This window comes from Achromobacter sp. FW305-C-30-7, from assembly GCF_058783105.1.
In genome coordinates, this window is sequence record NZ_JBYSYI010000005.1 from 516172 (window position 1) to 541604 (window position 25433).

General features: G+C 65.1%; 24 protein-coding genes. 13 read left to right on the plus strand and 11 right to left on the minus strand.

Translation table 11 applies throughout. The features are described from left to right. The first annotated feature begins 46 nt into the window (after positions 1-46). Positions 47-1876 (plus strand): ATP-binding response regulator, encoded by a 1830-nt coding sequence (locus AC3WOB_RS19305; protein WP_492275899.1) that lies wholly within the window; start codon positions 47-49, stop codon positions 1874-1876. Beyond that, positions 1873-2511, plus strand: coding sequence for a response regulator transcription factor (locus AC3WOB_RS19310; RefSeq protein ID WP_492275900.1), 639 nt, complete (start codon positions 1873-1875; stop codon positions 2509-2511). Before AC3WOB_RS19305 ends, AC3WOB_RS19310 begins: the two co-directional genes overlap by 4 nt. On the opposite strand, the gene AC3WOB_RS19315 is transcribed toward AC3WOB_RS19310, so the two are convergent. From AC3WOB_RS19315 to AC3WOB_RS19325, 3 genes are all read right to left on the minus strand, one after another. Then, positions 2450-4627, minus strand: coding sequence for a peptidase domain-containing ABC transporter (locus tag AC3WOB_RS19315; protein ID WP_492275901.1), 2178 nt, complete (start codon positions 4625-4627; stop codon positions 2450-2452). The genes AC3WOB_RS19310 and AC3WOB_RS19315 overlap by 62 nt on opposite strands. Then, positions 4624-5907 (minus strand): HlyD family secretion protein, encoded by a 1284-nt coding sequence (locus AC3WOB_RS19320; protein ID WP_492275902.1) that lies wholly within the window; start codon positions 5905-5907, stop codon positions 4624-4626. The genes AC3WOB_RS19315 and AC3WOB_RS19320 overlap by 4 nt, the downstream gene beginning before the upstream one ends. A gap of 106 nt (positions 5908-6013) precedes the next feature. After that, positions 6014-6190 carry a hypothetical protein gene (locus tag AC3WOB_RS19325; RefSeq protein ID WP_013391188.1) on the minus strand — a complete coding sequence of 59 codons (177 nt, stop codon included), beginning with the start codon at positions 6188-6190 and terminating at the stop codon, positions 6014-6016. 423 nt (positions 6191-6613) lie between these two features. Between AC3WOB_RS19325 and AC3WOB_RS19330 the strand changes: the two genes are divergently transcribed. Further along, the gene (locus AC3WOB_RS19330) at positions 6614-6793 is read left to right on the plus strand and encodes a hypothetical protein (RefSeq protein WP_492275903.1); all 180 of its coding nucleotides are present in this window, start codon (positions 6614-6616) and stop codon (positions 6791-6793) included. Positions 6794-6849: 56 nt separating this feature from the next. On the opposite strand, the gene AC3WOB_RS19335 is transcribed toward AC3WOB_RS19330, so the two are convergent. Beyond that, positions 6850-7608 (minus strand): alpha/beta hydrolase family protein, encoded by a 759-nt coding sequence (locus AC3WOB_RS19335; protein WP_041652119.1) that lies wholly within the window; start codon positions 7606-7608, stop codon positions 6850-6852. Then, positions 7595-8728, minus strand: a complete 1134-nt coding sequence (locus AC3WOB_RS19340) for a DUF3182 family protein (protein WP_013391191.1) — start codon at positions 8726-8728, stop codon at positions 7595-7597. Before AC3WOB_RS19340 ends, AC3WOB_RS19335 begins: the two co-directional genes overlap by 14 nt. A gap of 193 nt (positions 8729-8921) precedes the next feature. Between AC3WOB_RS19340 and ku the strand changes: the two genes are divergently transcribed. The 5 genes from ku to AC3WOB_RS19365 all read left to right on the plus strand — a co-directional run bounded on the left by ku (position 8922) and on the right by AC3WOB_RS19365 (position 14312). Continuing rightward, complete coding sequence (gene ku, locus AC3WOB_RS19345) at positions 8922-9845, plus strand: non-homologous end joining protein Ku (RefSeq protein ID WP_013391192.1); 924 nt, start codon at positions 8922-8924, stop codon at positions 9843-9845. 2 nt (positions 9846-9847) lie between these two features. After that, positions 9848-12376, plus strand: coding sequence for a DNA ligase D (gene ligD, locus AC3WOB_RS19350; RefSeq protein ID WP_492275904.1), 2529 nt, complete (start codon positions 9848-9850; stop codon positions 12374-12376). A gap of 176 nt (positions 12377-12552) precedes the next feature. Continuing rightward, a complete protein-coding gene (locus AC3WOB_RS19355) occupies positions 12553-13032 on the plus strand; it encodes a carboxymuconolactone decarboxylase family protein (RefSeq protein WP_013391194.1) in 480 nt (159 codons plus the stop codon). Positions 13033-13041: 9 nt separating this feature from the next. After that, entirely contained in the window at positions 13042-13797 is a 756-nt protein-coding gene (locus AC3WOB_RS19360) for an SDR family oxidoreductase (protein WP_492275905.1), read from the plus strand. Positions 13798-13817: 20 nt separating this feature from the next. Then, positions 13818-14312 (plus strand): Ohr family peroxiredoxin, encoded by a 495-nt coding sequence (locus tag AC3WOB_RS19365; RefSeq protein ID WP_492275906.1) that lies wholly within the window; start codon positions 13818-13820, stop codon positions 14310-14312. Between the two features lie 3 nt (positions 14313-14315). Here the strand turns inward: AC3WOB_RS19365 and AC3WOB_RS19370 are convergent, their stop codons facing one another. From AC3WOB_RS19370 to AC3WOB_RS19385, 4 genes are all read right to left on the minus strand, one after another. Beyond that, positions 14316-15320, minus strand: a complete 1005-nt coding sequence (locus AC3WOB_RS19370; protein ID WP_013391197.1) for a LysR family transcriptional regulator — start codon at positions 15318-15320, stop codon at positions 14316-14318. 142 nt (positions 15321-15462) lie between these two features. Then, positions 15463-15897 (minus strand): cupin domain-containing protein, encoded by a 435-nt coding sequence (locus AC3WOB_RS19375; RefSeq protein WP_492275907.1) that lies wholly within the window; start codon positions 15895-15897, stop codon positions 15463-15465. A 118-nt stretch (positions 15898-16015) separates the two neighbouring features. Further along, on the minus strand, positions 16016-16894 hold the full coding sequence (locus AC3WOB_RS19380) for an RNA polymerase sigma-70 factor (protein ID WP_492275908.1): 879 nt from the start codon (positions 16892-16894) through the stop codon (positions 16016-16018). Positions 16895-17039: 145 nt separating this feature from the next. Then, on the minus strand, positions 17040-18041 hold the full coding sequence (locus AC3WOB_RS19385; protein WP_492275909.1) for a bestrophin family protein: 1002 nt from the start codon (positions 18039-18041) through the stop codon (positions 17040-17042). Positions 18042-18407: 366 nt separating this feature from the next. Between AC3WOB_RS19385 and AC3WOB_RS19390 the strand changes: the two genes are divergently transcribed. The 4 genes from AC3WOB_RS19390 to AC3WOB_RS19405 all read left to right on the plus strand — a co-directional run bounded on the left by AC3WOB_RS19390 (position 18408) and on the right by AC3WOB_RS19405 (position 22590). Next, complete coding sequence (locus AC3WOB_RS19390; RefSeq protein WP_492275910.1) at positions 18408-19241, plus strand: alpha/beta fold hydrolase; 834 nt, start codon at positions 18408-18410, stop codon at positions 19239-19241. A 27-nt stretch (positions 19242-19268) separates the two neighbouring features. Beyond that, positions 19269-20168, plus strand: coding sequence for an MBL fold metallo-hydrolase (locus AC3WOB_RS19395; RefSeq protein WP_492275911.1), 900 nt, complete (start codon positions 19269-19271; stop codon positions 20166-20168). 75 nt (positions 20169-20243) lie between these two features. Further along, positions 20244-20993 carry an SDR family NAD(P)-dependent oxidoreductase gene (locus AC3WOB_RS19400; protein ID WP_013391203.1) on the plus strand — a complete coding sequence of 250 codons (750 nt, stop codon included), beginning with the start codon at positions 20244-20246 and terminating at the stop codon, positions 20991-20993. A gap of 676 nt (positions 20994-21669) precedes the next feature. After that, complete coding sequence (locus AC3WOB_RS19405) at positions 21670-22590, plus strand: LysR family transcriptional regulator (RefSeq protein ID WP_492275912.1); 921 nt, start codon at positions 21670-21672, stop codon at positions 22588-22590. A gap of 33 nt (positions 22591-22623) precedes the next feature. On the opposite strand, the gene AC3WOB_RS19410 is transcribed toward AC3WOB_RS19405, so the two are convergent. Then, positions 22624-23616: a Bug family tripartite tricarboxylate transporter substrate binding protein gene (locus AC3WOB_RS19410; RefSeq protein ID WP_492275913.1), complete on the minus strand. Its 993-nt coding sequence runs from the start codon at positions 23614-23616 to the stop codon at positions 22624-22626. Positions 23617-23799: 183 nt separating this feature from the next. Continuing rightward, positions 23800-24045, minus strand: a complete 246-nt coding sequence (locus AC3WOB_RS19415; protein ID WP_013391206.1) for a hypothetical protein — start codon at positions 24043-24045, stop codon at positions 23800-23802. 197 nt (positions 24046-24242) lie between these two features. On the opposite strand from AC3WOB_RS19415, the gene AC3WOB_RS19420 reads away from it, so the two are divergent. Continuing rightward, entirely contained in the window at positions 24243-25367 is a 1125-nt protein-coding gene (locus AC3WOB_RS19420) for a cupin domain-containing protein (RefSeq protein ID WP_013391207.1), read from the plus strand. Positions 25368-25433: the final 66 nt, after the last annotated feature.

Genomic DNA, 25433 nt, shown 5'->3' on the forward strand with positions numbered 1-25433 from the left:
GCGCCTGCGCAAGCGGCAGGTCCCTCGCACGTAGCATCCCACCCAATTGCAGCCCGCCATCGGCCCGACTTCCGCCTCTACGCCGCCAAGTTCGTCCTATGCCGCCCGCATCCGTCAGGTGCAGGTCGACGCATTGCGCCGAAGCTTTCCGTTCGCCCTGGCCGGGTCGCTGATCAGCGCCTGTTTTTCTGCGTTTGCCTTGGTCGGCGTGTTGCCCCTGCACGAGATCATGCTGTGGCTGGGCGCCACGCTGATGGTGGGCGTGCTGCGCTGGGCCGCGGTGGTGGCGTACGACCGCCGTCGCGCGGATCCGGCGGCGGCGCAGCGCTGGGTGCGCCGCATGCTGGCCGGCAATCTGTGTTCCGGCATTCTGTGGGGATTGCCGCTGGCCTACTGGACGTTTTTCGTCCCGCTGGAATACCAGCTGTTCTTCATCGTCATCCTGTTCGGGCTGGGCACGGGCGCCATCTATTCGAACTACATGCTGCTGCCGGTGATGTACGCGTTCGAGGTGCCGGCTTTCGCGCCGATGTTCATCGCGCTCGCGGCGCAGCCATCGGCCATCCATCTGGCGCTGGTGACGGGCGGTCTGGCCTATTTGGTCGCTACCCTGGCCTTCATCCATCGCATGAACCGCACCCACCTCGATGCGCTGCGGCTGGGGTATGAGAACCTGGCGCTGCTGGAACAGGTGCGCCAGGAGAAGATAGCCGCCGAACGCAGCGACCTGGAGAAGTCCCGTTTTTTGGCGGCGGCCAGCCACGACCTGCGCCAGCCCGTGCACGCGGTGAACCTGTTCCTGGGCCTGTTGGCCAATGAACCCTTGTCCCGGCACGGCCGCTATCTGGTCGACAACATCACCAGTGCGCTGTCCGCGATGGGCCATCTGTTCGACGCCTTGCTGAATCTTTCGCGGCTGGACGCCGGCGTCATCGAGCCTCGCTTCGAGACGTTCAGGATGCAGCCGCTGCTGGACCAGCTGAAGGCCGAGTATGCGCCGCAGGCCGGCGAGAAAGGCATGCGGTTGCGGGTACGTCCGTGCGCGGCCAGCGTGCGTTCGGATCCGGTGCTGCTGGAACGCATGCTGCGCAACCTGATCAGCAACGCCATCGTGCACTCAGACGGCGGGTGCGTTCTGGTGGGGTGCCGCCGGGTCGGGAATCGCTTGCGCGTCGAGGTCTGGGACAACGGCTCCGGGATCCCGAAGACCGAGCAGGAGCGGGTCTTCTGGGAGTTCCACCAACTGGCCAATCCCGAGCGCGACCGCAGCAAGGGCCTGGGTCTCGGCCTGGCCATCGTGCGCCGCACCGCCAGGCTGCTGGGCCACGAACTGGCGCTGCGCTCGGAAGCAGGCCGCAGCACGGTGTTCACGGTCACGGTGCCGGCTTCGGATCCCGCCGCGGCTGGCCTGTCCGTCGGCGATGCCGGTGTGAGGCTGCCTCCGGGGCCTGCAACCGAAGACGGCCTGCACGGCAAGCTGGCGCTGCTGGTGGACGACGATGCGCAGAACCTGGCGGGCCTGTCCATGTTGTTCGAAAGTTGGGGCTGCCGCGTCATCGCCGCGACCAGTGGCAATGCGCTGTTCGAGCGCGTGCTGCCGCTGGCCGAAACGCCTGCCCTGATCGTCACCGATTACCGGCTGCGCGAACACGAAACCGGCATCCATGTGATCGAACGGTTGCGCGAGGAATACAACGATCCCGATCTGCCTGCCTTGCTGGTCAGCGGCGACACGGACCCGGCGCGGCTGACCGAAGCCGCCGCTCGCGGCGTGCCGCTGCTGCACAAGCCCGTGCAAGTCCAGGCGCTGCGTGAGCACGTGACGAGCCTGCTGTACGCCAGGAAAGCAGTGCCCCTTACAGGAGACGTCGAATGACGGCAGTGTTATTGGTTGACGACCACGCCATGTTCCGCGAAGCGCTGGTCATGGCGCTGGGCCAGGCCATGCCCGGCATGACGATCCATCCCGCGGCCAGCGGCCAGGAAGCATTGGACGCGCTGGACCGGCAGACGGCGATCCAGCACGTCATCATGGATTTCTACCTGCCCGACATGGCCGGGGCCGAGCTGCTCAAGCGCTTGCGCCAGCGCCGCGCGCAACTACGCATCCTGGTGCTGTCGGCTTCGCAGGATCCGGAGGACATGCGCCGGGCGATGGAGGCCGGCGCGCAGGGCTTTCTGAACAAGTCCGCCAGTTGCCAGGAACTGGCAGCCGCGCTGGAGGCGGTCAGCGAGGCCCCGCCACCGTATCGTGGCGTCTCCTCGTCTGCGCTGCTCGCGGGCGGTCAGGATGAGGCGGCCTTGCTGCGTGCGCTGACGCCGCGCCAGAGCGAGGTGTTGTGCCTGATGTGCGACGGCCTGCGCAACAAGGAAATATCGGAACGCCTGAACATGACCGAGAAGACCGTCAAGACGCATGTGTCGGCCATCCTGGGTACCCTGGGCGTGCTCAATCGTACGCAGGCGACGCTAGTGGCGCGGCGCGGCGGCGTGTTCGGGAAGCCAGTTTAGGCCGCTGCCCGCTGTCGCTGGCCACCTTGCCGGCCACCAGCGAGATCTCGCGTCCGGCCGCCGCAATCGTGTCGGGGCGGTGCGCCACGATCACCCGCGTCATGTTGAGCCTGGCGATCGCCGTGTTGACGATCCGTTCGCGTTCGATATCCAGATGGCTGGTGGCCTCGTCCAGGAACAGGATGGCGGGCTGCTTGTACAAGGCCCGCGCCAGCAGCACGCGCTGCTTCTGGCCGCCGGACAGGACCGTGCCCATGTCTCCCACCAGCGTGTTGTAGCCCATGGGCATGGCGCTGATGTCGTCGTGGATCGCGGCGATCCGGGCGCAGCGGCTGGCGCGCTCGGAGTCGTACTGAGGATCGAAGAAGCTGATGTTCTCGCCGATGGACCCGGCGAACAGGACGTCGTCCTGCAATACCGTGCCGGCGATGCGCCGCAGGGATGCCGCGCCCCCGCCCCGCGCCGGCACGCCATCGATCAACACCTCGCCGTCGGTCGGCGCCAGAATGCCCAGCAGGATGTTGATCAGAGTCGTCTTGCCGCCGCCGGAAGGCCCCGTGATCGCGACCGATTCGCCGGGTTCGATCCTGAAACTGACGCCATCCAGCACATACGGCTCTTGCGGCCCATAGCGGAAGCGTAGGTTGCGAACTTCGATCGCGGGCAAGCGCTCCTGCGCGTCCTGGGTGCGCGGCATTTCGTCGACGGGCTCGGGCGTCTCGCGCACGATATCAGCCAGGCGTTCGCCTTGCAGCCGCAGCATCTTCACTTCGACCAGCTTGTCCAGCAGGGCCGCCACTCGCTGGTCGAACAAGGTCTTGTAGACGATGAAAGCCAGCAGCGCGCCCACGGTGAACTGGCCGTCCAGCACCAGCCTTGCGCCCAGCCAGAGTATCGCGATGGAGGACAGGCCGAACAGCAAGCCATTGAAGGTGCGGAAGAACAGCGTCCACTTCTGCACGCGCAGGTCGGCGTTGATCTCGTTCACCAGCAGCGACAGCCAGCGGGAGCGCCGGTCGTCCTGGTGCTGGAACAGCTTGATCGCCTTGACGCCGCGCACGGTCTCGAGGAAATGCGATTGCTCCTTGGCCGCGTGCACGATGTGCTCTTCGGTTGCGTAGTGCAGCGGCGCATAGCCGGACCAGCGGGCCAGTCCATACAGCGCCATCGCACCCACCGCGATCCACGCCAGAGGCGGGCTGTACAGGAACATCAGCACCAACGTGATCAGCATGACCAAGCCGTCCAGCACCGCCTCCAGGAAGGACGTCGTCACGGTGCGCTGTATGGCGTCGATGGCGCCGAAGCGCGACACCACGTCGCCCAGGTGACGCTTCTCGAAGTAGCCGACGGGCAGGCGCAGCAGATGGGTGAATACGTTGGTGCGCCATTGCAGGTTCAGCGTGGTGCCCAGGACCATCAGCATCCAGCTGCGCGCCACCGAGGTCAGCTGTTTCATGATCATCAGCAAGCCGAAGGCCAGCGCCAGCGTGGTCAGCAGATCGCGATCGCCGGTATTCAGGACATGGTCCACCACCCATTGCAGGAAAAAAGGCTGGACCACGGTGAGGATTTCCAGCGCCAGCGCCAGCAGCAGCACCTGCGAGAACGCGCCGCCCAACCCCGATACCCGTCCGGTCAGTTCGCGCAGCCGCACGCGCTTGTAGTCGCGCGCTTCGGTGAAGTCTGGCGTGGGCCATAGTTCCAGCGCAACGCCGGTGAAGGACGCGGACAGTTCGCCGATGGAGCACCTGCGCGTGCCGGACGCAGGGTCGATCAGCGTGGCCGAACGACCGTTGATGGCGGTCAGCACCACGAAGTGATTGAACTCCCAATGCAGGATGCAAGGCAGCTTCAGCTTGCTCAAGGCTCCCAGACTGACCTTGACCGGCCGCGACGCCAGCCCCAGTTGGCTGGCCACATGGATCAGCGTCGCCAGCGTCGCGCCCTTCAGCGATACGGGAAAGCGGCCGCGCAGGGTCGCAAGGCTTTGCTGATGGCCGTGGTAGCCCGCGATCATGCCCACGCAGGCCAGGCCGCATTCGGCGGCCTCGGTCTGCAGGAGCCTGGGCACCCGCCGTTTGACTCCCAGCGTCAGGCGTTCGAGCATGTTCACAGTTTCCCCGACAGCCGCTGGGCGGGATCGAACGCCCATTGGTACAGGCGGCGCGTCTGCTGCAGGATGTCCGCCTCCAACCGCATGCCGGGCCGCAGCGCTAGCGTCTGCCCTTGCGGTCCGCGCGCCGGAGCGTCCAGCGACACCGTGATGCGGTACATATCCTCCTGGACGCCATTGTTTGCGGCGGCTTCATTCAATTGCCATTCCGGCGATGCGCTGCGCGTTACGGTCTGGACGATGCCGGCCTGCTGCCCGAACGTTTGATATGGGTAGGCCGCGAATCGCATCAGCACCCGATCGCCCGGCGCGACGAATCCCACCGCGCGGCTGGGCGCCAGCAGCTCGGCCTGCAGCCTGGCGCCGTCGGGAACGATGGTGGCCAGGGGCCGTTTGTTGTCCACGGCCTGTCCCGCGGCGGCGGCCACGGCGGTGACGACGCCGGCCTGAGGCGCGCTGACCAGGATGCGGCGCCTGGCTTCGCTGCGCGTCAAGTCCACGGCGATGTCGGCCATGTCCCGGTCCAGCTGCGCCAGCTGGTTCTGCTGCCGCAGCGCCAGATCCGCCAGCGCGGCCTGCCGGTTGGACAGGTCGGTTGCCAGCCCGATGCGGTCGCGCAGCAGCGCTTGCAGCTGATTGCGCTGTTCCAGCAGCTCGGCGCGCTTCTGGTCGGCTTCCTCGGCGGAGAGATAGCCTTTTTCCATCAGGCCGCGATAGCGGTTCGCGCTGTCTTCGGCCAACTTGATGCGGGCGCGCTGCCCCGCGATCTGGTTGTCCATCGCCGCCAGTTGCGCCTTCAGGCTGGCGATGGCGGCGGTCTGGCTATCGTGCTCGCTCTGTTGCAGCAGCACTGTCTTCTGGCGCGCCAGCCTCAGACTTTCTTCGCGCTGCCGGATCTGGCCGCTGATGGCTTCCTGGGTCTCGCCCAGGGCGCTTTGTTGATCGCCGGACACCACGTAGAGCACGTCGCCAGCAGCAACATGCTGGCCTTCCTGGACCCGGCTTTCGAGCACGATGCCGGCCTGCGGCACGTAGAGCTTGATCAGCCCGGTGTCGGGCGCCAGCTGGCCGCTCACGGTCGCGCGCTTGGTGTACGAGCCGAACGCAAGAAACAGGCAGATGGTCAGCACGAAGCCCGCCAGCACGGCGGTGACCAGTGCGAACGACACTGGCCGGATCAGGACGATGTCGCCCAGCCCGACGGAGTGTTGCGCGGCAAGCGCCTTTTTGCGATAGAGCGTCACGGCGTTGGAAGCAGCCCAGGAAAACGTGGTGAGCAAAAGCCGGCCGGCATGGCGGAAAAAAAGCCGCGGCGAACGCGCCGCCGCGCTATGAAATCGGATGCCAGTTGGGGCATCCGTCCGATGTGGCCCGGATCCTTACTGACTACTTCGGCATGTAAAGCGTCTTGCCGGCGGGCCAGCCGCTTTTCTGGGGGGCAAAGGTGATATTGGTACGGTTCGGTCCCCAGCCGCCGCTGACCGCCCGGGTTTCCTCGGCGCTCAAGGGTCTGACCTGTTGTTCCGCGTCGCGCCGCTGATCGGGCTGTTCAGTTTTTTCCATCTTTATCTCCTGCTGCATGCTGACGAATGAAGCCGCGCCAGCGTCGGCCGAGCATCACCCGGAACCAGGTTCTCGCCGCGATGCGCTGCAGACGGGAAGCCCGGCTCCCAAACTGGCAATGCTCGGGGCGGACAGTAGCAGCGCACCGGTGCAGGCGCATCGGTCTTTAGTCGTAGGGATGGAAATTCCGCGTGGCTTCCGGATTGCCGTCGTGCCGGCTGCAAGGGGAGCGAATGCGCGTGCGGACCTACGACCAAAGACCGATTCGCCGCCGCCCGCCTCCTGCTACTTTCCGCATCGAGTCTTTCAATGGGTGGGGCGCCGACGCTCCTGTCCGCAGGGACGTGGACCAGTGTCGTCCCCCCTTGATACTCGGCCGACGCTGGCGCGGCTTACTTCGTCAGCACGAAGCGGGAGACGGACATGAAGAAAACGGAGCAAGCAGGGCAACAGGGTACGGTCGATCAACGGATCCGGCCCTTGAACGCCAAGGAAACCCACCAGGTCAGCGGGGGAGCCCTCGGGAAAAAGCCGGGCATTATTGGCCGGCCAGCGGCGCTCGGCAGTTCCAAGTCTGTGACCAAGGTGAATCGCTATCAGTGAGCGCAGTGAGCGGACGGCATGGCTACCCGCCGTGCCGTCCTGTTTGGCGCCCGTCATCAGATGCTTGTGCGCCCCTCTCCCATGCGGGCGCCGGTCACCATCTCCGTCACCCAGTTGACCAGGATGGAGGTGTACGCACGTTGCGCGGGTTTTTCCGTCAACGCATGGTCGGCGCCGTCGATGATCCGGTGGGTCAAGGAGTGAGATCGGCGGAAGGCGGAGCGGTAGCTCATGATGGTGGAGTGGGGGATGTAGATATCGTTCTCCGCCTCCACCAGCAGCACGTCGCCGGAAAACTCGGTGCAGGCCTTCAAGGCGCGGTTTTCCTCCGGCGGCACGTAGGCGCTGCGGTAGGCGCGCAGCGTGTCGCGATTGAGCTGGTTCTTGGGCACCAACCATTCGTCATCGCGGTACAACGCGGGCACATGCAGCGCCAGCCAACGCACGCGGCGCAGGGTGCAGAGCAGGGCGGCCAGGTAGCCGCCATAGCTGCTGCCCACCACCGCGATCGAGCCGGAATCCAGCGACGGATGGAGCGACAGCCTGTCATAGGCTGCCACCACGTCGCGCAGATTGTTTTCGCGGGTCACCTGGAGTTGCTGGGCACGCGTACCGCCATGGCCGCGCAGATCGAAGGTGAGGCAGACGCAGCCCAGTGCGGCGATGCCTTTGGCGCGCGACAGGTCGAATTCCTGGCTGCCACCCCAGCCGTGGATGAACAGCACGCCGGGCACCTTGTCTTCTGGAGTGAGAAAGGTCGCCTCCAGCTTAACGTCATCAACCTCCAGAGCCGTCGGGGTGCTATGCGCCGCCATCTTCCGTCTCCACGATGCCTCCCGATTTGCTGATCTGGCCGATGGCGCTGTCTACGCCATGGAACACCAGCCGTTGCGCGATGGGCAGGGGTTCACCCGCGCCATAACGTTCGCGCGTTTCGGCGCGCACCTCCATCAACGCGGGCGAGAGCGCGAATGCCTGCATGGCCGCAAGCTCGGCCAGGCTGGCGCCGCCGGCGCGCCAGGATTGTTCCAGCACGCCGGCGCGCGCGGCGCCATCCGCAGTGCGTCCGATCGCCACGTCGTAATTGCGCCGCGACGCGATCAATTCCGGATAGGCCGCCCAGATCGCCGCGTCATATCGGCAGGCCAGGTCGATGGCGCGGCGCTCGTCGTCGCCGAGGTCCAGCGCGCGCAGAGCGTCGAAGCTGCCGCGCGCCACGCGCAATTCGGATCCGCCGTAGACCGGGCGGCCTTGGTTGTCGTCGGTCAGCGATTGCGTGCCGACGTAGGCGATTTCGATCTCGCCGACTTTGGCCCAGCCCACGCTGTAGGTGTCGACCTCTTCGAGATCTTCCTCAAGCACCAGGCCCAACCGTTCCATCACCCGCGGGGATTGTTCCGCCAGGGCTGCCCGCAGTGCGTCCAGGTCCCTGGCCACCACCTGTCCGCGCCCGGCCGTGGCGTCCACGGGCTTCACGCGTATCGGGCCGCGCTCGAGCAGGCGCTGGCCTGCCGCCAGGGCGTCTTCGGGGCAAAAGGCGGTATAGCCTTCCAGCACCACGCCGCGCAGCGCGTCTGCCAGCGTGGCAGCCCAGCCGGCCGGGCGCCGGGCCTGTGGTCCGACCAGCCCGTGGCTGATGGATTTCGTCGCCACGAACGCATGCGGCGCTACGCCGCCATACAGGTCCGCTTCGCCGGTGATGCCCAGGATGGCGGCGCGCGCCATTCCAACCAGACTGCGATCGGGCACATAATAGGGCGTGGGTCCACCCCGTTGGCGGCTGGGCCGGTAGTCAGGCACATACCGCCTGCCCAGCAGCGCGGCCACGCGGGAAGCCTGGGCGTCCAGCGAAGCCACTTCGTGTTCGGAGGCATGGGCGCGCCGGGGGAAGGCAGCCACGATGCCCGCCGTGCGGGGATGGGTTGCGGATGTCATGGCAGGCAGTCCAGCAAGCGGCGTGCCTGCGCGGGAAGGGCGTTCCGGGGAAACGGCGGTGCCGTGCATGGGCGCGGACGTGGCCCCGGGCATGGAAATTGCTGCTTCGAGTGTCTCGCCGGAGTCCTGGTTGCCAAGCCAGCATCTGGACCAAACGGCGAGGCCGCGCGCACATCACCAGGGAGTAATGCTCATGGCCACGCGTACCATCTGGAAAGGCGCGATCTCCTTCGGCCTGGTCCACATCCCCGTGGGCCTGCATACCGCCACGACGGAATCGGGCGTGGATTTCGACTGGCTCGACCGCAGGTCCATGGACCCCGTCGGCTACAAGCGCATCAACAAGCGCACGGGCAAGGAAATCGAATCCAAGGACATCGTAAAAGGGGTCGAGTACGAGGACGGCCAGTACGTCATCATCTCGCCCGACGAGATAGCGGACGCCTATCCGCGCACCACCCAGACCATTGAAATCCAGCAATTCGTCGAGGCGGCCGAAGTCTCGTTCGTCTACCTGGAACGTCCCTACTATGTCGCCCCGATCAACAAGGGTCAAAAGGTCTACGCGCTGCTGCGCGACACGCTGGTCCAGAGCGGCAAGATCGGCATCGCCAAGGTCGTGATCCAGACCAAGCAGCATCTGGCGGCGCTGATCCCGATGGGGGACGCGCTGGTCCTGAATCTGATGCGTTGGGGGGATGACGTGAAGTCCGTGGAGGGCCTGGACCTGCCCAAGGCCGGCGCCAAGAGCATGTCGCCCAGCGCGTCCGAACTGAAGATGGCCAAGATGCTGGTGGAAGAGATGTCGGCCGAGTGGGACCCGGCGGACTACCAGGACGAATTCAAGGCGGCCATCATGGGGTTGGTGGAGCAGAAGGTAAAGGCGGGCAAGACGGAAACCGTGATCGAGCCGCAGGAGGAAACGCCGGCGTATGCGGATAACGTGATCGACCTGACCGAGCTGCTGCAACGCAGCCTGCGCGGCGGGACGTCCAAGGGGCGTGCCAAGGCTGAGGCCAAGCCCGCGAAGAAATCTGCGCCGCGCAGCGCCGCTGTGAAGAAGGCGCCCGCGAAGAAGGCCGCCAAGAGCGCCAGGCAGGCGAAAAAGGCGGCCTAGCAATGGCGGACAGTCTCAAGAAATACCGCGAGAAGCGCAATTTCGCCGTCACGCCCGAACCGCCCGAGGGCGGCGAGTCCGGCGACGCAGGCCTGGTGTTCGTGATTCAGAAGCACTGGGCCAGCCATCTGCACTATGACTTCCGCCTGGAACTGGACGGCGCGATGAAGAGTTGGGCGGTGCCGAAAGGGCCGTCATTCGATCCCTCCGTCAAGCGCATGGCCGTGCAGGTCGAAGACCATCCCATCGCCTACAACCAGTTCGAAGGCACCATCCCCAAGGGACAATATGGGGCCGGCAAGGTGATCATCTGGGACGAGGGGCGCTGGACTCCAATAGGCGATCCCCGGAAGGGCTACAAGGCGGGCCATCTGAAATTCACGCTCGAGGGCGTGAAACTGCGCGGACGCTGGGCGCTGATCCGCATGAAGGGCAAAGAAAGCGATCGACAGCCGCCCTGGCTGCTGATCAAGGAGAGCGACGAGTACGCGCGGGAGGACCAGGACTTCAGCGTCGTGGATGAGATGCCGGACAGCGTGGTGCCGCTGAGGGCGAAGAAGAAGGCGGAGGCTGCGCGCAGCAAGCCGCAAGCTCGCGCTGTCAAGGCGGTTGAAGCTGTCGCGGCCTTGCCCGGCAAGGCCGCTGTGCTGCCCGCGTCGCTCAAACCTCAACTGGCCACCCTGGTTGACGGTGTGCCGCGGGGCGCGGACGACTGGTCCTATGAAATGAAGTTCGACGGCTACCGGATCCTGGCCAGGCTGGAGGACGGAAGCGTGAAGCTGTACACGCGCAACGGCCACGACTGGACGGCCAGGATGCCGCGCCTGGCCCAGGAACTGGCGGCATTGGAGATTGCCAATGCCTGGATCGACGGAGAGATCGTGGTGCTGACGCGCGAAGGCGTGCCCAGCTTTCAGGCCTTGCAGAACGCCTTCGATGCCGCGGGTACCGCGGATATCGTGTTCTACGCCTTTGACCTGCCCTATGTGGCGGGGCGCGATCTGCGCGACGAGCCGCTCAGCTTGCGACGGGATCTGCTGCGGCAGGTGATTGCCAGGTGCAAGGGCAAGCATGTGAAGTTCAGCGAGGCCTTTGACAAGCCGCCAGCGGACCTGGTCGCCTCGGCCTGCAAGCTGGGCCTGGAAGGAATCATCGGCAAGCGCCTGTCCGCGCCCTATGTGTCGCGCCGCACGGACGACTGGATCAAGCTCAAGTGCACCCAGCGGCAGGAGTTCGTCATCGTGGGCTATACCGAACCCAAGGGCAGCCGCAAGGGCTTTGGCGCGCTGCTGCTGGCGGTGCATGAGCCTGATGGAGCACTGCGCTACGCCGGCAACGTAGGCACTGGTTTCGACGACAGGACTTTGCTCGACCTGCACCGCAAACTGGCCGGCATCGAGCAGAAAACCAGCGCCCTGACCGAAGGCAAGCCGCGCGCCCTCAAGCAGGTCCATTGGGTCCAGCCCATCTTGATCGGAGAGGTCTCTTTCGGGGAGTGGACCGGCGACGGCCATGTACGCCATTCGACTTTCCGGGGGCTGCGTACCGACAAACCACCGAAGAAGATCACTCGCGAGGTCGCCATGCCAGCCGAAAAGCTCTCCCCGCGCAACAGCACTGCCCAGGCCAAGGCAGGGGGCGCAGCAAAACCCTCGAAAGGAATGAAGCTATCGAATCCCGACCGCGTGATCGATCCGTCCTCCGGGGCGACCAAGCTCGACCTGGCCCGCTACTACGGACTGGTGGCGCCCCTGATGATGGAGCACCTGCGCGGCCGGCCGGTTTCCTTTGTCCGGGCGCCCGCGGGGATCCAGGGCGAGCATTTCTTCCAGCGGCATTCGGAATCCCCTATCCCGGGGGTGACCGCGCTGCCCGAACGTCTCTATCCGGGGCATCCCTCCCTGATGGAAATTTCGAACGTAGCGGCGATACTCGCCGCTGCCCAGCTGAACGTGGTGGAGTTCCACACCTGGAACGCGCTCAAGACCTCGATCGGCAAGCCGGATCGGATGCTGTTCGACCTGGACCCCGGGGAAGGGGTGGATTGGCCCGCGGTCCAGCAGGGCGCGGAGCTGGTGCGCGTGCTGCTGCAGGAACTTGGCCTGCGCGGCTGGCTGAAGACCAGCGGCGGCAAGGGCCTGCATGTGGTCGTTCCCATCCGCAAGCAATACGGCTGGGACGCCGTGAAGGACTTTTCCGAAGCCATGGTGCGCCATCTGGCGCAAACCCTGCCAAAGCTGTTCGTCGCCAAAAGCGGGCCCAAGAACCGCGTGGGCAAGATATTCGCCGACTATTTGCGCAACGGCTTCGGCGCTACGACGGTGGCGGCCTGGTCGGCGCGCGCCCGGCCCGGCCTGGGCGTGTCCGTTCCCGTACGCTGGGATGAGCTGGACGGGTTGAAAGGGTCTGCGCATTGGACCATCGCCAATATCCACACCCGCCTGGACGCGGGCAACGAGCCTTGGGACGACTACGCGCCCCAGGCGATCGGCCGGGCCATGAAGCAGCTCGGGGTCGAGCCGCGCTCTTGAACTGAAGGACGGCAGCCCGCTGCTACAGACCATTGTTGCCATCGAGGCAACATCATGGTCCCCTTGGCAGGTCTTCTGCCGCTCTCCGCGCGGCCCTACGATTTGGGCGTAGTTCAGGCACGTACCGCACCCGGTCCAACACAGCCTGCACCTGTCAACCAATCTAGGGAGTCACCATGAGTCAACGTCTGAACGCCTATGCGCAATCGCCCGAACTGTTCAAGAAATTCGTCGAGTTCGGCATGCTCTTGAAGTCCGGGGCGATCGAGCAGCCGATCCTGCGCCTGGTCGAAATCCGCGCCTCGCAGATCAATGGCTGCGGCTTCTGCCTGGACATGCACGTGAAGGACGCCAAGATCCACGGCGAGCAAGAACTGCGCCTGCACCATGTGGCGATCTGGCGCGAATCGGGCGAGTTTTCGCCGCGCGAGCGCGCCTGCCTGGCCTGGACCGAGGCGCTGACCACGCTGGGCGCGCAGGGCGTGCCCGACGACATCTATGAACGCGTGCGCTCGCAATTGTCCGAAAAGGAAATCTCGGACCTCAGCTTCGCGGTCATGGCCATCAATGGCTGGAACCGTCTCAACGTGGGCTTCCGCACCGTGCCCGGTTCGGCCGACAAGGCATACGGCCTGGATCGCGCCAAGTTCAACTAAGGAACCATCATGAAAATCCTGGTTATCGGCGGCACGGGCCTGATCGGCTCCAAACTCGTCAAACTGCTCAATGAGCGCGGCCATGAGGCGATAGCCGCATCGCCCGCCACCGGCGTCAACACCATGACTGGCGAAGGCCTGGATGCGGCGCTGACCGGCGTCGACACGGTGGTCGACGTCGCCAACTCGCCGTCGTTCGAGGACCGCGCCGTGCTGGAGTTCTTCCAGACCTCGGGGCGCAATCTGCTGGCGGCGGAGGCCCGCGCCGGCGTGCGCCACCACGTCGCGCTGTCGGTGGTCGGGACGCAGCGTCTGGCCGAAAGCGGCTACTTCCGCGGCAAGATCGCGCAGGAAGCACTGATCGTGGCGGGCGGCATCCCCTATACCATCGTGCATAGCACGCAGTTCTTCGAATTCCTGGGCGGCATCGTGCAGTCGGGGACGGAAGGCACGGAAGTGCGGCTGTCGCCGGCCTTCGTCCAGCCGATCGCTTCCGACGACGTGGCGCTGGCCATGGCCGATGCCACGCTGGCGCCGCCGGTGAACGGCATCGTGGAAATCGCCGGCCCCGAGCGGGTGCGCCTGGCCGACCTGGTGCAACGCTACATGGCCAAGATCGGCGACACGCGCAGCGTGCGGGCAGACGCCGGCGCGCGCTATTTCGGCGCCCTGCTCGAAGATGAAACTCTGGTGCCGGGAGCTGGCCCGCGCCTGGGCAAGATCGACTTCGAAACCTGGTTCAGCCGTTCGGGCGCAAGAAAGTAGCGGCGAACACAAGGACGTTCATGAGCAAACTGCGGCCTCCTCCCCAGAGCCTCCTGGAAAAGTACCGAGGCGGGGACTTCCATCCCCTGTACACCACCAGCGTGACGGTGCGGGGTGGGGAGGCCGCCCATGGGCGAGCCTCCGGCATGGCCATATCGGATGACGGCGAACTGATCGTGGAGCTGCGCTTGCCGGTCGAACTGGGCGGCACGGGCGGCGGCACCAATCCCGAGCAGCTGTTCGCCGCCGGCTATGCGGCATGCTTCCACGGCGCGCTCGCGATGCTGGCGGAACGCGCCGGGCTGGCCATCCCGGACGCTTCGGTCACGGCCACTATCTCGTTCGGCCGCGACCCCGTCGACGGCCTGTTTGCGTTGACCGCGGACGTCAACATCCACCTGCCGGGCGTGCCCACGCCTATCGCCGAAGAGCTGGTGCGCAATACGGAACGCCTGTGCCCATACTCCAAGATGGCCCAGGGCGGGATCCACAGCGTGGTCGCCCTGACTCAATAGCGTTCAGGCCTGCTTCAACAGCAAGCTGTCGATGATCTGCAGGTCCTGTGCGCGGATGCGTTCGGTCATGAAATCGATGAAGACGCGCATGCGCGCCGGCAGGTGCTGACGGCTGAGAAAGCACAGATAGTGGCCGCGGTCGTCGGGCGCGTATTGCGGCAGGCAGGCGACCAGCGTGCCGGCGCGCAGGTGTTCGCAGACCTGATAGCCCGCCATCTGCGCGATGCCATGGCCGTCCAGCACCGCCTGCAGGACGAGATCGGCATCGTTGAAGGTCAGCATGGCGGGCGGCGCGAACTTGCGCAGATGGCCGCCGACCTTGAATTCCCATTCGTATACGCGTCCCGATGCCAGCAGGAAATTCACGCAGCCGTGGCGCGAGAGTTCGTCGACGCTGAGAGGCAGTCCGTGCCTGGCTGCGTAATCGGGCGACGCGCATAGCATCATCTGCATGGGAATCACCTTCTTGGCGATTACCTGGCTGTCTTCCATGCGGCCGTTGCGGAAGGATACGTCGACACGGTCCGTGGTGAAGTCGGTCGGGCCGTCATCCAGCAGCAGTTCCACCGAGATGTTCGGGTTGGCCTTGCGGAAGTCATTCAGCAGGGGCGCCACGACCTTGCGGCCGAAGCCCACGGTGGAACAGACGCGCACCAGGCCGGAAGGCGGGCCCTCTCGCAGCTCACGCATGTCGTCCAGGGCCTGGATGATCCGCTCCACGCCAGGATGGCATTGCTCGTAGAAGCGCTGGCCCTCGGGGGTCAGCGAGGTGCTGCGGGTGGTGCGCACGAAGAGCCGGGTGCCCAGCTGGTCCTCGAGCTTCTGCACGCTGCGGCTGACTGCCGAACGGCCTATGCCCAGCCGGTCGCCGGCCTTGGCGAAGTTGCCTTCGACGGCGACGGCCATGAAGGCCATGACGCCGGCGTAGCTGGTGGCGAAGCTGTCGGCCAGCGAGTCCGGTCCGTTGGCGGGAGGGGTAACCGAGGGGGCTGGGAGGGATGTGGGCATGGTGGCAGCGCCGCGGAGTTGGTTGATCCTACCCTCTAAGACGTTGCGCGGGACGTTTTTGTGACGCGGCCCGGAAAAAAATCTGGCCAGCCCCGGGCATGCTGTGTCCGGGACTGGCCAGGATGGAGCTTATGTCCGTCCCTTATTGAATGGGGATCAGGGCGGGGGCTCCCTTCTTCTTGATCAGCACGACCACGAACTTGGCCGGCTTGGTCTGGCTGGCGTTGCGGCCCACGGTGTGGATGTCGTCCGGCCCTTCGTAAAAGGTCTGGCCCGGGGTCAGCGTCACTTCCTTGCCGCCCTTGACCTGCATGACGATGCTGCCCTCGAGCACGTAGACGAAGGCCGAGGCGTCGTGGCGATGCAGGGGATCGGCCGCCCCGGGCGGATAGTCGACGACGAGCATCACCGCATCCCTGCCCGGGATGTCCGGCAGATCCTTGTTCATCACTTCGGTGACGATGGGGTCGGCCGGCTTGCCGGCGGGCGCCCCGTGGTGCGATGCGGCATGGGCGGGCTGGCCCAGCAGCGCGCCGGCGGCGATGAAAGACAACGTGAGTTTGGTGAGGTGCGACATGGCCTGTCCTGGTCGGAGTGGTGACAGGCCCATCGTAGAAGCGCGGGCGGCGCGGCGGTAGGCCCGCGCCAGGGATCACCATGTTGCCCGCCATGCACCAAAGCCGGCGCAACCGGTGTCAGCGTTGCGCCAGGGCGGCCGCGATGCGCGCGAGCTTGTCCGGGTTGCGCTGCACCAGTACCCGGGTCAGGCGCTTGCCGTCCGTTTCGTAGGACTGCACGGATTCCAGATTGCCGTCGATGAAACGCAGCAGCGTCCATTGCCCGTTCACCTGGACCACCTCGGTGCGCAGCGCGTCGCGGTAGCGGCGCTTGCCGGCGTAGAACAGCTGCGCCAGCCGCTTGCCGCCCACCAGGCTGGCGAAGGCGCTGACCTTGGCGCCGCCGTCGCCGATGAGCTCGGCGTCGTCGCTCAGCAGCGCGTGCAGGCCGTGGAAGTCGCTGCGTTGCATCGCGTCGGCGAAGGCTTGCAGCAGCCGCTGCAGCGTTGCGCGCGGCACGGCCTCGCGCGGGCTACCCTGCCGCAATTGCTGTTTGGCGCGCCGCACCAGTTGCCGGACCGCGGCCTGGGTCTTGTCCAGGGTCTGCGCGATGTCCTCGTAGTCGGCGTCGAACACCTCACGCATCAGGAAGGCCGCGCGGGCGTCCGGCGACAGGCGCTCCAGCATGAACAGAAACGCTACTGAAACATCGTCGGCAAGTTCGTGGATCTGTTCGGGCGTGGATGGCGCGGCCATCAGCATGGGTTCCGGCAGCCAGACGCCCACGTAGTTCTCCCGTTCGGCCTTGGCGGCGCGCAGACGGTCGATGGACAGACGGGTAGTGACGGTGACGAGCCAGGCCTCGGGGTTCTCAAGCGAGGAGCGGTCGGCGCCATGCCAGCGCAGCCACGCGTCCTGCACCACGTCTTCCGCTTCCGCGACCGAACCCAGCATGCGGTAGGCGATCGCGTACAGGCGAGGACGATGGCGGTCGAACAGGGTCACGGAGCCGGTCATGGGGTAGGCCAACGCCTGGGGAGGAAGGGGGGCGGGAGGCAGGCTATTTTGCCGCAGCAGTCCAGGCAGGACAAGCGTGAAAATCGCCGGGCGGGCAGCTCCGGGCGGGCAGCTCCCCGCAGTCGGCGGCAGCGGGCTGCGCCGCCTACAGCGCGATCATCGCGACGGGCAGCGCCGGCAGGTCGGCGTCGCCTGCCATCTGCGCCAGGTCGCGCTCTATCATCGCGCTCAGGCGGCTGATGGGCACATCGTTGGCACTGCCTTCGAAGGGATTCTCCGTGCTTTCTCCGACCTGCTCAAGCGAGGTGTAGATCCACGAGATGATCACGCTGAACGGCACCGCCAGCCATGCCATCTGGCCTTGCATGATGCCGCCGGCATCCTGGCCGAGCAGGGCGAACTGGCCCGTCAGGCCAAACGGCAGCGCGACGCAGAAGGCGCGCACGAACAGGGTGTTGATGATGGCGTACTGGCGCGGATACGGAAAATTCTTGATGCGCTCTGCCTGCCCCTGGAGATCAAGGAGCTCGCGGATGCGGCTGTTGAGATCGGCGTGTTCGGCTGCGGTGATGGCGCCTGCATCCAGCAGGCCGCGGGCGGCCCGGCCCTGCATGGCAAGCAGCTGCGCGGCCCTGTCATCGGCGTGCATCAAGGCCGGGACGTCCTGCGCCGGCAGGTAGCGCGACAGTGCGGACTCCAAAGGCTCGGCGCGCTCCGGAATCACATACTGCTTGCGGTACTCGGCATTGGGGCGGCTGGCCACGGTCTCCCATACGCGCGGTTCGCGCAGTTGGTAGCGCAGCGCCGTCAACCAGGCCAGATGCCGTTGCACCAATGCCGCGCCGCGCTCGGCGTCGCCGGCATAGTTGCGGCTGATCACGCCCCAATAGCGGCTGGCGCTGACGATGCTCATCCAGATCTTCTGCGCTTCGACCGTACGCGCATAGGTCTGCACGTTCTTGAAGCCGACGACAAAGGTGGTGGCGGTGCCCAGCAGCGATACCACCGACAAGGGCAGCGTCAGCCATTTCAGGCCGGCCACCTGGTAGAGCAGCGCAGGCGCGAGGCTCAGCGCGACCAACACGTAGATTTTTCTGCGGGTCCAGATCACGAACTCGCCCAGGCGATAGGATTTTCCCAGATGCATGATGTCGGTCCCCACGTCGGTGCGCGGCTGTGCGTCAGGGGTGGCGGCAGCGGCACGTCCAGCGATATATGGCTGGACACATCCTAAGAGCGCCGTGCATGACGCGGTAGAGCCATGCAAGGACGCATGGTGTTGCCGGCGCGACAACAATCGGGTTTTTGGTCGTCCGAAAGTGCAAGGTCCGCGTGCACGCAGCAGCGCAGCCGTGCTTCGCGGTCCCGCTGTCGACGCATCGATGCGCATTGGTGCTCGTGGCGCAACAGCGTGCTTCCCGCCACGAGCCTACCGCGCGCCCAACCCCACACCTACCATGCCTTCACCCACTTCCCGACGCAAAGCATCGCGCCACTCAACCGGAGCACGACCATGACCCGCAATACCTTCACCACCAACGACGGTACGCAGATCTACTTCAAGGACTGGGGCGACGGTCCCGTCGTCACGTTCTCTCACGGCTGGCCGCTGAACGCGGACGCCTGGGACGGGCAGATGCACTACTTGGCGAACAACGGCTTTCGCGTCATCGCGCACGACCGCCGCGGCCACGGACGTTCGTCGCAGCCGTCGTCCGGCAATGACATGAATGGCTACGCTGATGACCTGGCGCAACTGATCGAGGCGCTGGACCTGAAGCACATCACGATGGTGGGCCATTCCACCGGCGGCGGCGAAGTGGCGCGCTACATCGGCCGCCACGGCAGCAAGCGCGTGGCCCGCGCGGTGCTCATCGGCGCGGTGCCGCCAGTGATGCTGAAGTCCGCCGCCAATCCCGAAGGCTTGCCGCTCGAGGTCTTCGACGGCATTCGCGCCGGCGTGGCGGGCGACCGCTCGCAGTTCTACAAGGAGCTGGCCATCCCCTTCTATGGCGCCAACCGTCCCGACGCCAAGGTCTCGCAAGGCATGCTGGACCAGTTCTGGCTGTGGAGCATGCAAAGCGGCCAGAAGAACGCCTACGAATGCGTCAAGGCGTTTTCCGAGACCGACTTCACCGAGGACCTGAAGAAGATCGACGTGCCGACCCTGTTCATGCACGGCGAAGACGACCAGATCGTGCCAGTGCACGATGCGGCGAAGAAAGCCGCGCGCCTGGTGAAAAACGCCAAGGAAATCTATTACCCCGGCGCGCCGCACGGCCTCACCGCCACCATGCAGGACCGCATCAACGCCGACCTGCTCGCCTTCATTCGCGCTACCGCCTGAGCGACGCACCTTCCTGGAGATACCGCCATGTTTGCCATAGAAAATACCGAATCCATCGATCTGGTCCCGTCGCGCTACGCGGTGCAGATCGGCGACATCGACGCCCTGGTCGTGAGCGACGGCGTGCTGCCGCTGCCAACGTCAACGATGGCCACCAATGCCGACCCCGCCGATCTCGCGGCGTGGCTGGAGCACATGTTCATGCCTCCCGACGCGTTCGACTGGCCGCTGAACGTGATGGTGGCCCGCAGCGGCGATCAGACCATCCTCATCGATGCGGGGCTGGGCGGGCAGTTCGCAGGCTTTCCGCGCGCCGGCATGTTCCCCCAGCGGTTGGAGTCCGCGGGCATCGCGCTCGAATCCGTGACCGACGTGATCATCACCCACATGCACATGGATCACGTGGGCGGGCTGCTCGTGCCGGGCGTCAAGGAACGCTTGCGTCCCGACGTGCGCATCCATGTGTGCGCGACCGAAGTGGCGTTCTGGACCTCGCCGGATTTCTCGCACACCGTCATGCCCAAGCCGGTGCCCGCGGTGCTGAAGTCGACCGCCACCAGTTTTTACAACGAGTACCGCGACCAGCTGCGTCTCTTCGAGGACCGGCATGAGGTGGCGCCGGGCGTCATTGTGCGCATGACCGGCGGCCATACGCCGGGTCATAGCGTGGTCGATCTGGTCTCGGGCGGCGAGCGGTTGACGTTTGCCGGCGATGCGATGTTCCCGGTCGCATTCGACCATCCCGAATGGCAAAACGGCTTCGAACACGACCCCGAGGAATCGGCCCGCGTCCGTATCGGCCTGTTCCAGGAGCTGGCACGGAACCGCGGGCTGCTGGTTGCAGCGCACTTGCCGTTTCCCTCGGTGGGCCGCGTGGCGGTCGACGGCGACGCGTTTCGCTGGGTACCGGTCATCTGGGATTTCTGAGCGCGTCGATACGCGCGTATGCCAGACGACGCGTCATGCCGTGTCGTCTGGCGTCCATCTCCGCGAAGGAAAATCATGGGCAAACTACAGGGAAAGACCGCCGTCGTCACCGGCGGCAATAGCGGCATCGGCTACGCCGCGGCCGAAGCGTTCATCGCCGAAGGGGCGCGCGTTGCGATCCTTGGGCGCAGGCGGCAGGCCGTCGACGCGGCGGTGGCGCGACTTGGCGCCGCTGCCTTCGGCGTGGTGGGAGACGTTGCCGACCTGGCCACGCACGCCGCGCTGGCGGCGGAGGTCCGGGAACGGTTCGGCGCGGTCGACATCTACATGGCCAACGCCGGGATGAACAACATCGAACCCTCTGCGGCCGTGAGCGTAGGCAGCTATGACGCGCAGTTCGGCACCAACACGCGTGCTGTCTTCTTCGGCGTCACCGGCGTCCTGCCGCTGATGCGCGACGGCGGCTCCATCATCGTCACAAGTTCCATCGCCAGCGCCAAGGTGCTGGAAAACCATGCGGTCTACGCCGGCTCCAAGGCGGCCGTCGAAGCCTTTGCGCGTGCCTGGGCGCTGGAATTCAAGTCCAGGAGGATTCGCGTCAATGTCCTGAGCCCAGGCCCTACCGATACGCCGATTCTGGAAAAGCTCGGCGTGGCCGAAGCGCATCGCCCCGCGTTCGAGCAGGGCATGGCCTCGTTGATTCCGCTCGGACGGCTGGCCCAGTCGTCGGAGCTCGCCCGCGCCGCGTTGTTTCTGGCGTCGGATGACAGCAGTTTCATTACTGGGGTAAATCTGCGCGTCGACGGCGGCATCGCGCTGACTTAGCAGGTTCATCGGCGCCACGCGGAGCAGGATTTGGGCAACGGCAGACGCCGGTTCTGGATACGTTTGCTTGCCTGTGCGCGTGATGAATTTGGAATATCGGCCGCGTTTTTTTATTGCCGATTATTAAATATCGGGACAACGATTCCCGCTTGGCTGGCCTGGGGAACCATGCGGGCACGCGCAGGTAAATACATGATCCCACGCAGCATAAGCACGGTGGAGTAATAGCAATAACGTGGAATTTTGTTGCACCGAAGCATGCGGAGTATTGCACCTATCAAATTTTATAGTCTCAGTTCGATTGGCGCAGTGTCACAAGATCAAAGCACGCCGGAAAAACACGAAGTTTTGATAGGGGCTTTTACTGCGTAAAACTAAGAAAATTCGTTAAAATCAATCGCTTGGGATTATGAGCGGGAGCCTCGTCTCCCGCTTTGCATTCAGGCCTGCAGGCCAGTACCAGCGTCTGCGAGCCGTGAAGAAAAAAGGGGTTAAAGGCCCTTCCATTTCTTCCTGATTCAGCCCTCGCTCGGCAATCCGGTAGCGTGGCGTGCTGCATCGCAGCAATGGAAGCCCAGTCCCCTTTTAGATTCTGACCATCCGTCCCGGGTCGGACCGGGATCGTCCTGGCGCAAGCTGCGGACTGGGTTGTGTCTCAGGCTTAGGATATCCACGCATGAATCTCCGGTTTCTCGAAACTTTTGTCCGCGCCGCGAGGCTCAAGAAAATGACATTGGCCGCGGAAGAACTCCACGCTTCGCAGGCGGCCGTCTCGGCTCGCATAGCGGCCTTCGAGGAAGAACTGGGGGTCAGAGTATTTGTGCGGGAAAAAGGCAAGCAACTGAGTTTGACGCCCGTCGGCTTGGAAATGCTCGAGCCTGCGGAAGAACTGCTGGCTCATGCAAGAGCATTCACCGGCAGGTTCGCGACCACCGACGCCAGACTTTCCCAGATCAGCATCGGCCTTAGCGGGACAGTCGCGCAAGCGATCCTCGAACCCATGGTCGCGACGCTGGCCAGGCAATGGCCCAACGTCACGGTGCATTTGCAGTCGCTGACCAGCACCGACATTCGCCAGCAACTGCTTGAGGGGCAGCTCGACATAGGGCTGCTGTTGGGCAGCATCGAAGAGCCGACCGTGATCAACCGGAAGCTGCTCGAACTGGAGTACATCTGGGTCTGCAGTCCCAGCCTGATGGCCCGCGATATCGAACCGTCGCTGGACCGGTTGAAGCAGTTGCCTCTGTTGTGCTATCCGGTGGATTCGCTGGCGTATTCCGCTATTGCCACGTACTTTGCAGCGCCCCAGATGCAAGGCTTCAAGCTGATCGTGGTGAGGTCGTTTTCGGTCATGTTGCGCCTGGTTCGCGCGGGCGCCGGATACGCGGTCGTGCCGATCGAACTCATTCGCGATGAACTCGATTCGGGCACGCTGTTGCCGATCCCGTTCTCCAGGCCGTTTCCGAACCAGACCTACTTTGCTTCGTACATCGATCAGCCCTCGATTCCGCTGCGCGCCGCCATGGCCGATTGCATCTGCGAGGTTGCCTGGCAGGTCTCGAACGGCCTGTTGAAAGATCCGTCGCTTGCGGGATGACGAGCCGGTCATGAGATCGGTAGCTGGGGGGGATCAATCCGGTTCGGTGCGAGACGTTGCGATGATCTGCCGCCACGCCAGCGTGTCGCGCGCTATGGTTTGCGCAAACGCCGCAGGGCCGGCGCCTACCGCTTCCACAATCTGTCTGGCGAAAGCTTCCCGCAGCGCAGGCTCTGCCAAGGCCTGTTGCACGCTGCGGGCGACCTTGGCGGCGATCTCGGGCGGCGTATCGCGCGGCGCGCAAATGCCGACCCAGCCCATGAAGTTCAAGTCGTCCAGGCCCTGTTCGGCCAAAGTCGGTACGGACGGAAGCTGGGGCATGCGCTGAGCCATGCTGACGGCCAGTCCCTTGACGCGGCCAGACTCGACAAAGGGCAGCGCCGAAACAATGCTGTCCATCATCAGGTTCACTCGCCCCGTGGCGAGATCCCCATAAGCGGGCGTGGAGCCGCGGTAAGGCACATGCAGCATGTCCAGGCCATGGCGGGTTTTGACCGCCAAGCCGGCGAGGTGGGGCATGGTGTTCCTGCCGCCCGAGGCGAAGCTGTATTTGCCGGGAGCCTGCTTCGCCGCCGCGATGAATTCCTTGAGACTGGAAGCGGGCGCGCCGGGATCGGCGACCCATATCATGGGCGTATTGGCAATGTGGACGACGGGGACCAGATCGTCGACGCGATACGGCAGGTCGGGGTAGAGCGCCGTAGCCACGACCAGGCTGCTGGTGGAGCACAGCAGCAGGGTATGGCCATCGGGACGGGCCCGGGCGACGGCTGCGGAGCCTATGGTGCCGCCGGCTCCCGGCCGGTTGTCGATGACCAGCGGTTGTCCCAGCGCCTGGCCGGTGGGACCCGCGATCTGGCGCGCAACGGCGTCATTGCCTCCGCCAGGAGGAAAAGGCACGACCAGCGTCACGGGCCTGGTGGGCCAGTCGGAGGGCTCGGCCGCCCGCGCCGCAGGCAGCAGGGCGCAAGCAACGGACAAGAGCCCGGCCATGGTGGAGCACCGCAAGGGAAGTCGGCGAATCATGCTGCTTCTTGGTGGGAAGAATGGGAAGGAAGACCGCTCGAAGGCATGAATCCTGCCGCATTGCTGTTCACCGGTGAAGCTAATAAAAGTTCATACCGACCAAGGAAAATCTATAGCCCGGCTTCCGCGATGAGGACGAGTGACGGTGAGCCGGGCGGCGTGCGGCCCGGCGGCGCATTGTGTTCAATCGTCCAGCGCCGGCACGGTTCCGATCTGCATGAGGATGCGCGGCGATTCCATGTCGCCGGTTTCCTTGTCGATCAGCACTTCGTAGGCGGCGACGCCCGCGAACTTGGAGGCCATGGAGTTTGCGATGCGTATGGCGCCGAACTCGCTGCTGGCGGGACGGATCTCGCCAGGGGCGACGCCATTGGCGGCGGCGCGGTAGGGAACGACGATGTACTGGACGAGATGGGCAGCTTCGGACACAGGGTTCTCCTGGACGACAGTTTTTAGGCGAGCGAAATGTATCACGTTGTACTGTGTTTTTGTACAGTATTGTTTGGCGTCGCGCCAATAATTTTCAATCGCCCTGGGAAAACACCTAGCGCGCGCTCGTTGCCCGATTTGCCGCTCGCCTCTATTATTTTCGAAAATATTTATATTTTTATAAAAAGAGGCAAGGGATGGAAGCGAACCGCTATGACGCGTACCGCGAGGAGACCATAGGCCGCGCCAATGTGGCCGACTCGCCCGAGCTGATCGCCTATTACCAGGAGCTGGCGCGCCTGGAAACCGGCGCCCTGTGGACGGTGGCGAACAAGATCGAGCCCTGGGCGCCGCGTTCGGCCTCGGTGCCGGTGGTGTGGCGCTACCAGGACCTGCGCGGCCATGTGCTGCGCTCCTCCGAGCTGGTTTCGCCCGAAGAGGCCGGCCGCCGCGTGATCTATCTGAACAACCCGGGCCGGCGCGACGTGGCGGCCGCCGTGGGCTGGCTGTATTCGGGCTTGCAGGTGATGAAGCCGGGTGAGCTGGCTTCCGCCCACAAGCATTCGCATTCGGCGCTGCGCTTCATCATGGAAGGGCGGGGCGCGTTCACCGTGGTCGACGGCCACAAGATGACGCTGGGCGCGAACGATTTCGTGCTGACCCCCAACGGCACCTGGCACGAGCATGGCGTGGCCGAGGACGGCACCACCTGCATCTGGCAGGACGGCCTGGACATTCCGCTGGTGAATGCGATGGAAGCCGGCTTCTACGCCGTGCATCCCGACCTGAACCAGACCGTGACCTATCCGGTGGACGACACCACCGCCGCCTGGGCCAACGCGGCGCTGCGGCCCCAGGTGTCCGGTTGGACCAAGCCGTATTCGCCGCTCTTCAAGTACGAATGGGAGCCGACCTACGAGGCGCTGCGCCGCTATGCGCGCACCACCGCCGGCAGTCCCTACGACGGCATCCTGCTCGAATATGTCAATCCCGCCACGGGCGGTCCGGTCATGCCTACCATCGGCGCCAGCATGCAGCTGCTGCGGCCCGGCGAGCACACCAAGGCCCATCGCCACACCGGCAGCTTCATCTACCAGGTGGCCAAGGGCAGCGGCTACTCCATCATCGACGGCAAGCGCTACGACTGGACCGAGCGCGACATCTTCTGCGTGCCTTCCTGGGCCATCCACGAACACGTCAATCTCTCGTCCAACGACGACGCCTGTCTGTTCAGCTTCAACGACCTGCCCGTAATGCGCGCGCTGGCGCTCTACCGCGAAGAAGCGGTCAAGGAAAACGACGGCCACCAAGTGCTGATCTAGCGCTGCCCGTTCCCTATCGAATTTTTATCCGCCGCGCGGGCGCTGTCCGCGCGCCTGACTCAACTC

Bases quoted from the DNA above. Each gene is read 5' to 3' on its own strand.
- AC3WOB_RS19310 (WP_492275900.1), top strand. From the start codon at position 1,873: ATGACGGCAGTGTTATTGGTTGACGACCACGCCATGTTCCGCGAAGCG.
- AC3WOB_RS19325 (WP_013391188.1), bottom strand. From the start codon at position 6,190: ATGGAAAAAACTGAACAGCCCGATCAGCGGCGCGACGCGGAACAACAG.
- AC3WOB_RS19330 (WP_492275903.1), top strand. From the start codon at position 6,614: ATGAAGAAAACGGAGCAAGCAGGGCAACAGGGTACGGTCGATCAACGG.
- AC3WOB_RS19335 (WP_041652119.1), bottom strand. From the start codon at position 7,608: ATGGCGGCGCATAGCACCCCGACGGCTCTGGAGGTTGATGACGTTAAG.
- AC3WOB_RS19340 (WP_013391191.1), bottom strand. From the start codon at position 8,728: ATGACATCCGCAACCCATCCCCGCACGGCGGGCATCGTGGCTGCCTTC.
- ku (WP_013391192.1), top strand. From the start codon at position 8,922: ATGGCCACGCGTACCATCTGGAAAGGCGCGATCTCCTTCGGCCTGGTC.
- ligD (WP_492275904.1), top strand. From the start codon at position 9,848: ATGGCGGACAGTCTCAAGAAATACCGCGAGAAGCGCAATTTCGCCGTC.
- AC3WOB_RS19355 (WP_013391194.1), top strand. From the start codon at position 12,553: ATGAGTCAACGTCTGAACGCCTATGCGCAATCGCCCGAACTGTTCAAG.
- AC3WOB_RS19360 (WP_492275905.1), top strand. From the start codon at position 13,042: ATGAAAATCCTGGTTATCGGCGGCACGGGCCTGATCGGCTCCAAACTC.
- AC3WOB_RS19365 (WP_492275906.1), top strand. From the start codon at position 13,818: ATGAGCAAACTGCGGCCTCCTCCCCAGAGCCTCCTGGAAAAGTACCGA.
- AC3WOB_RS19370 (WP_013391197.1), bottom strand. From the start codon at position 15,320: ATGCCCACATCCCTCCCAGCCCCCTCGGTTACCCCTCCCGCCAACGGA.
- AC3WOB_RS19375 (WP_492275907.1), bottom strand. From the start codon at position 15,897: ATGTCGCACCTCACCAAACTCACGTTGTCTTTCATCGCCGCCGGCGCG.
- AC3WOB_RS19380 (WP_492275908.1), bottom strand. From the start codon at position 16,894: ATGACCGGCTCCGTGACCCTGTTCGACCGCCATCGTCCTCGCCTGTAC.
- AC3WOB_RS19385 (WP_492275909.1), bottom strand. From the start codon at position 18,041: ATGCATCTGGGAAAATCCTATCGCCTGGGCGAGTTCGTGATCTGGACC.
- AC3WOB_RS19390 (WP_492275910.1), top strand. From the start codon at position 18,408: ATGACCCGCAATACCTTCACCACCAACGACGGTACGCAGATCTACTTC.
- AC3WOB_RS19395 (WP_492275911.1), top strand. From the start codon at position 19,269: ATGTTTGCCATAGAAAATACCGAATCCATCGATCTGGTCCCGTCGCGC.
- AC3WOB_RS19400 (WP_013391203.1), top strand. From the start codon at position 20,244: ATGGGCAAACTACAGGGAAAGACCGCCGTCGTCACCGGCGGCAATAGC.
- AC3WOB_RS19405 (WP_492275912.1), top strand. From the start codon at position 21,670: ATGAATCTCCGGTTTCTCGAAACTTTTGTCCGCGCCGCGAGGCTCAAG.
- AC3WOB_RS19410 (WP_492275913.1), bottom strand. From the start codon at position 23,616: ATGATTCGCCGACTTCCCTTGCGGTGCTCCACCATGGCCGGGCTCTTG.
- AC3WOB_RS19420 (WP_013391207.1), top strand. From the start codon at position 24,243: ATGGAAGCGAACCGCTATGACGCGTACCGCGAGGAGACCATAGGCCGC.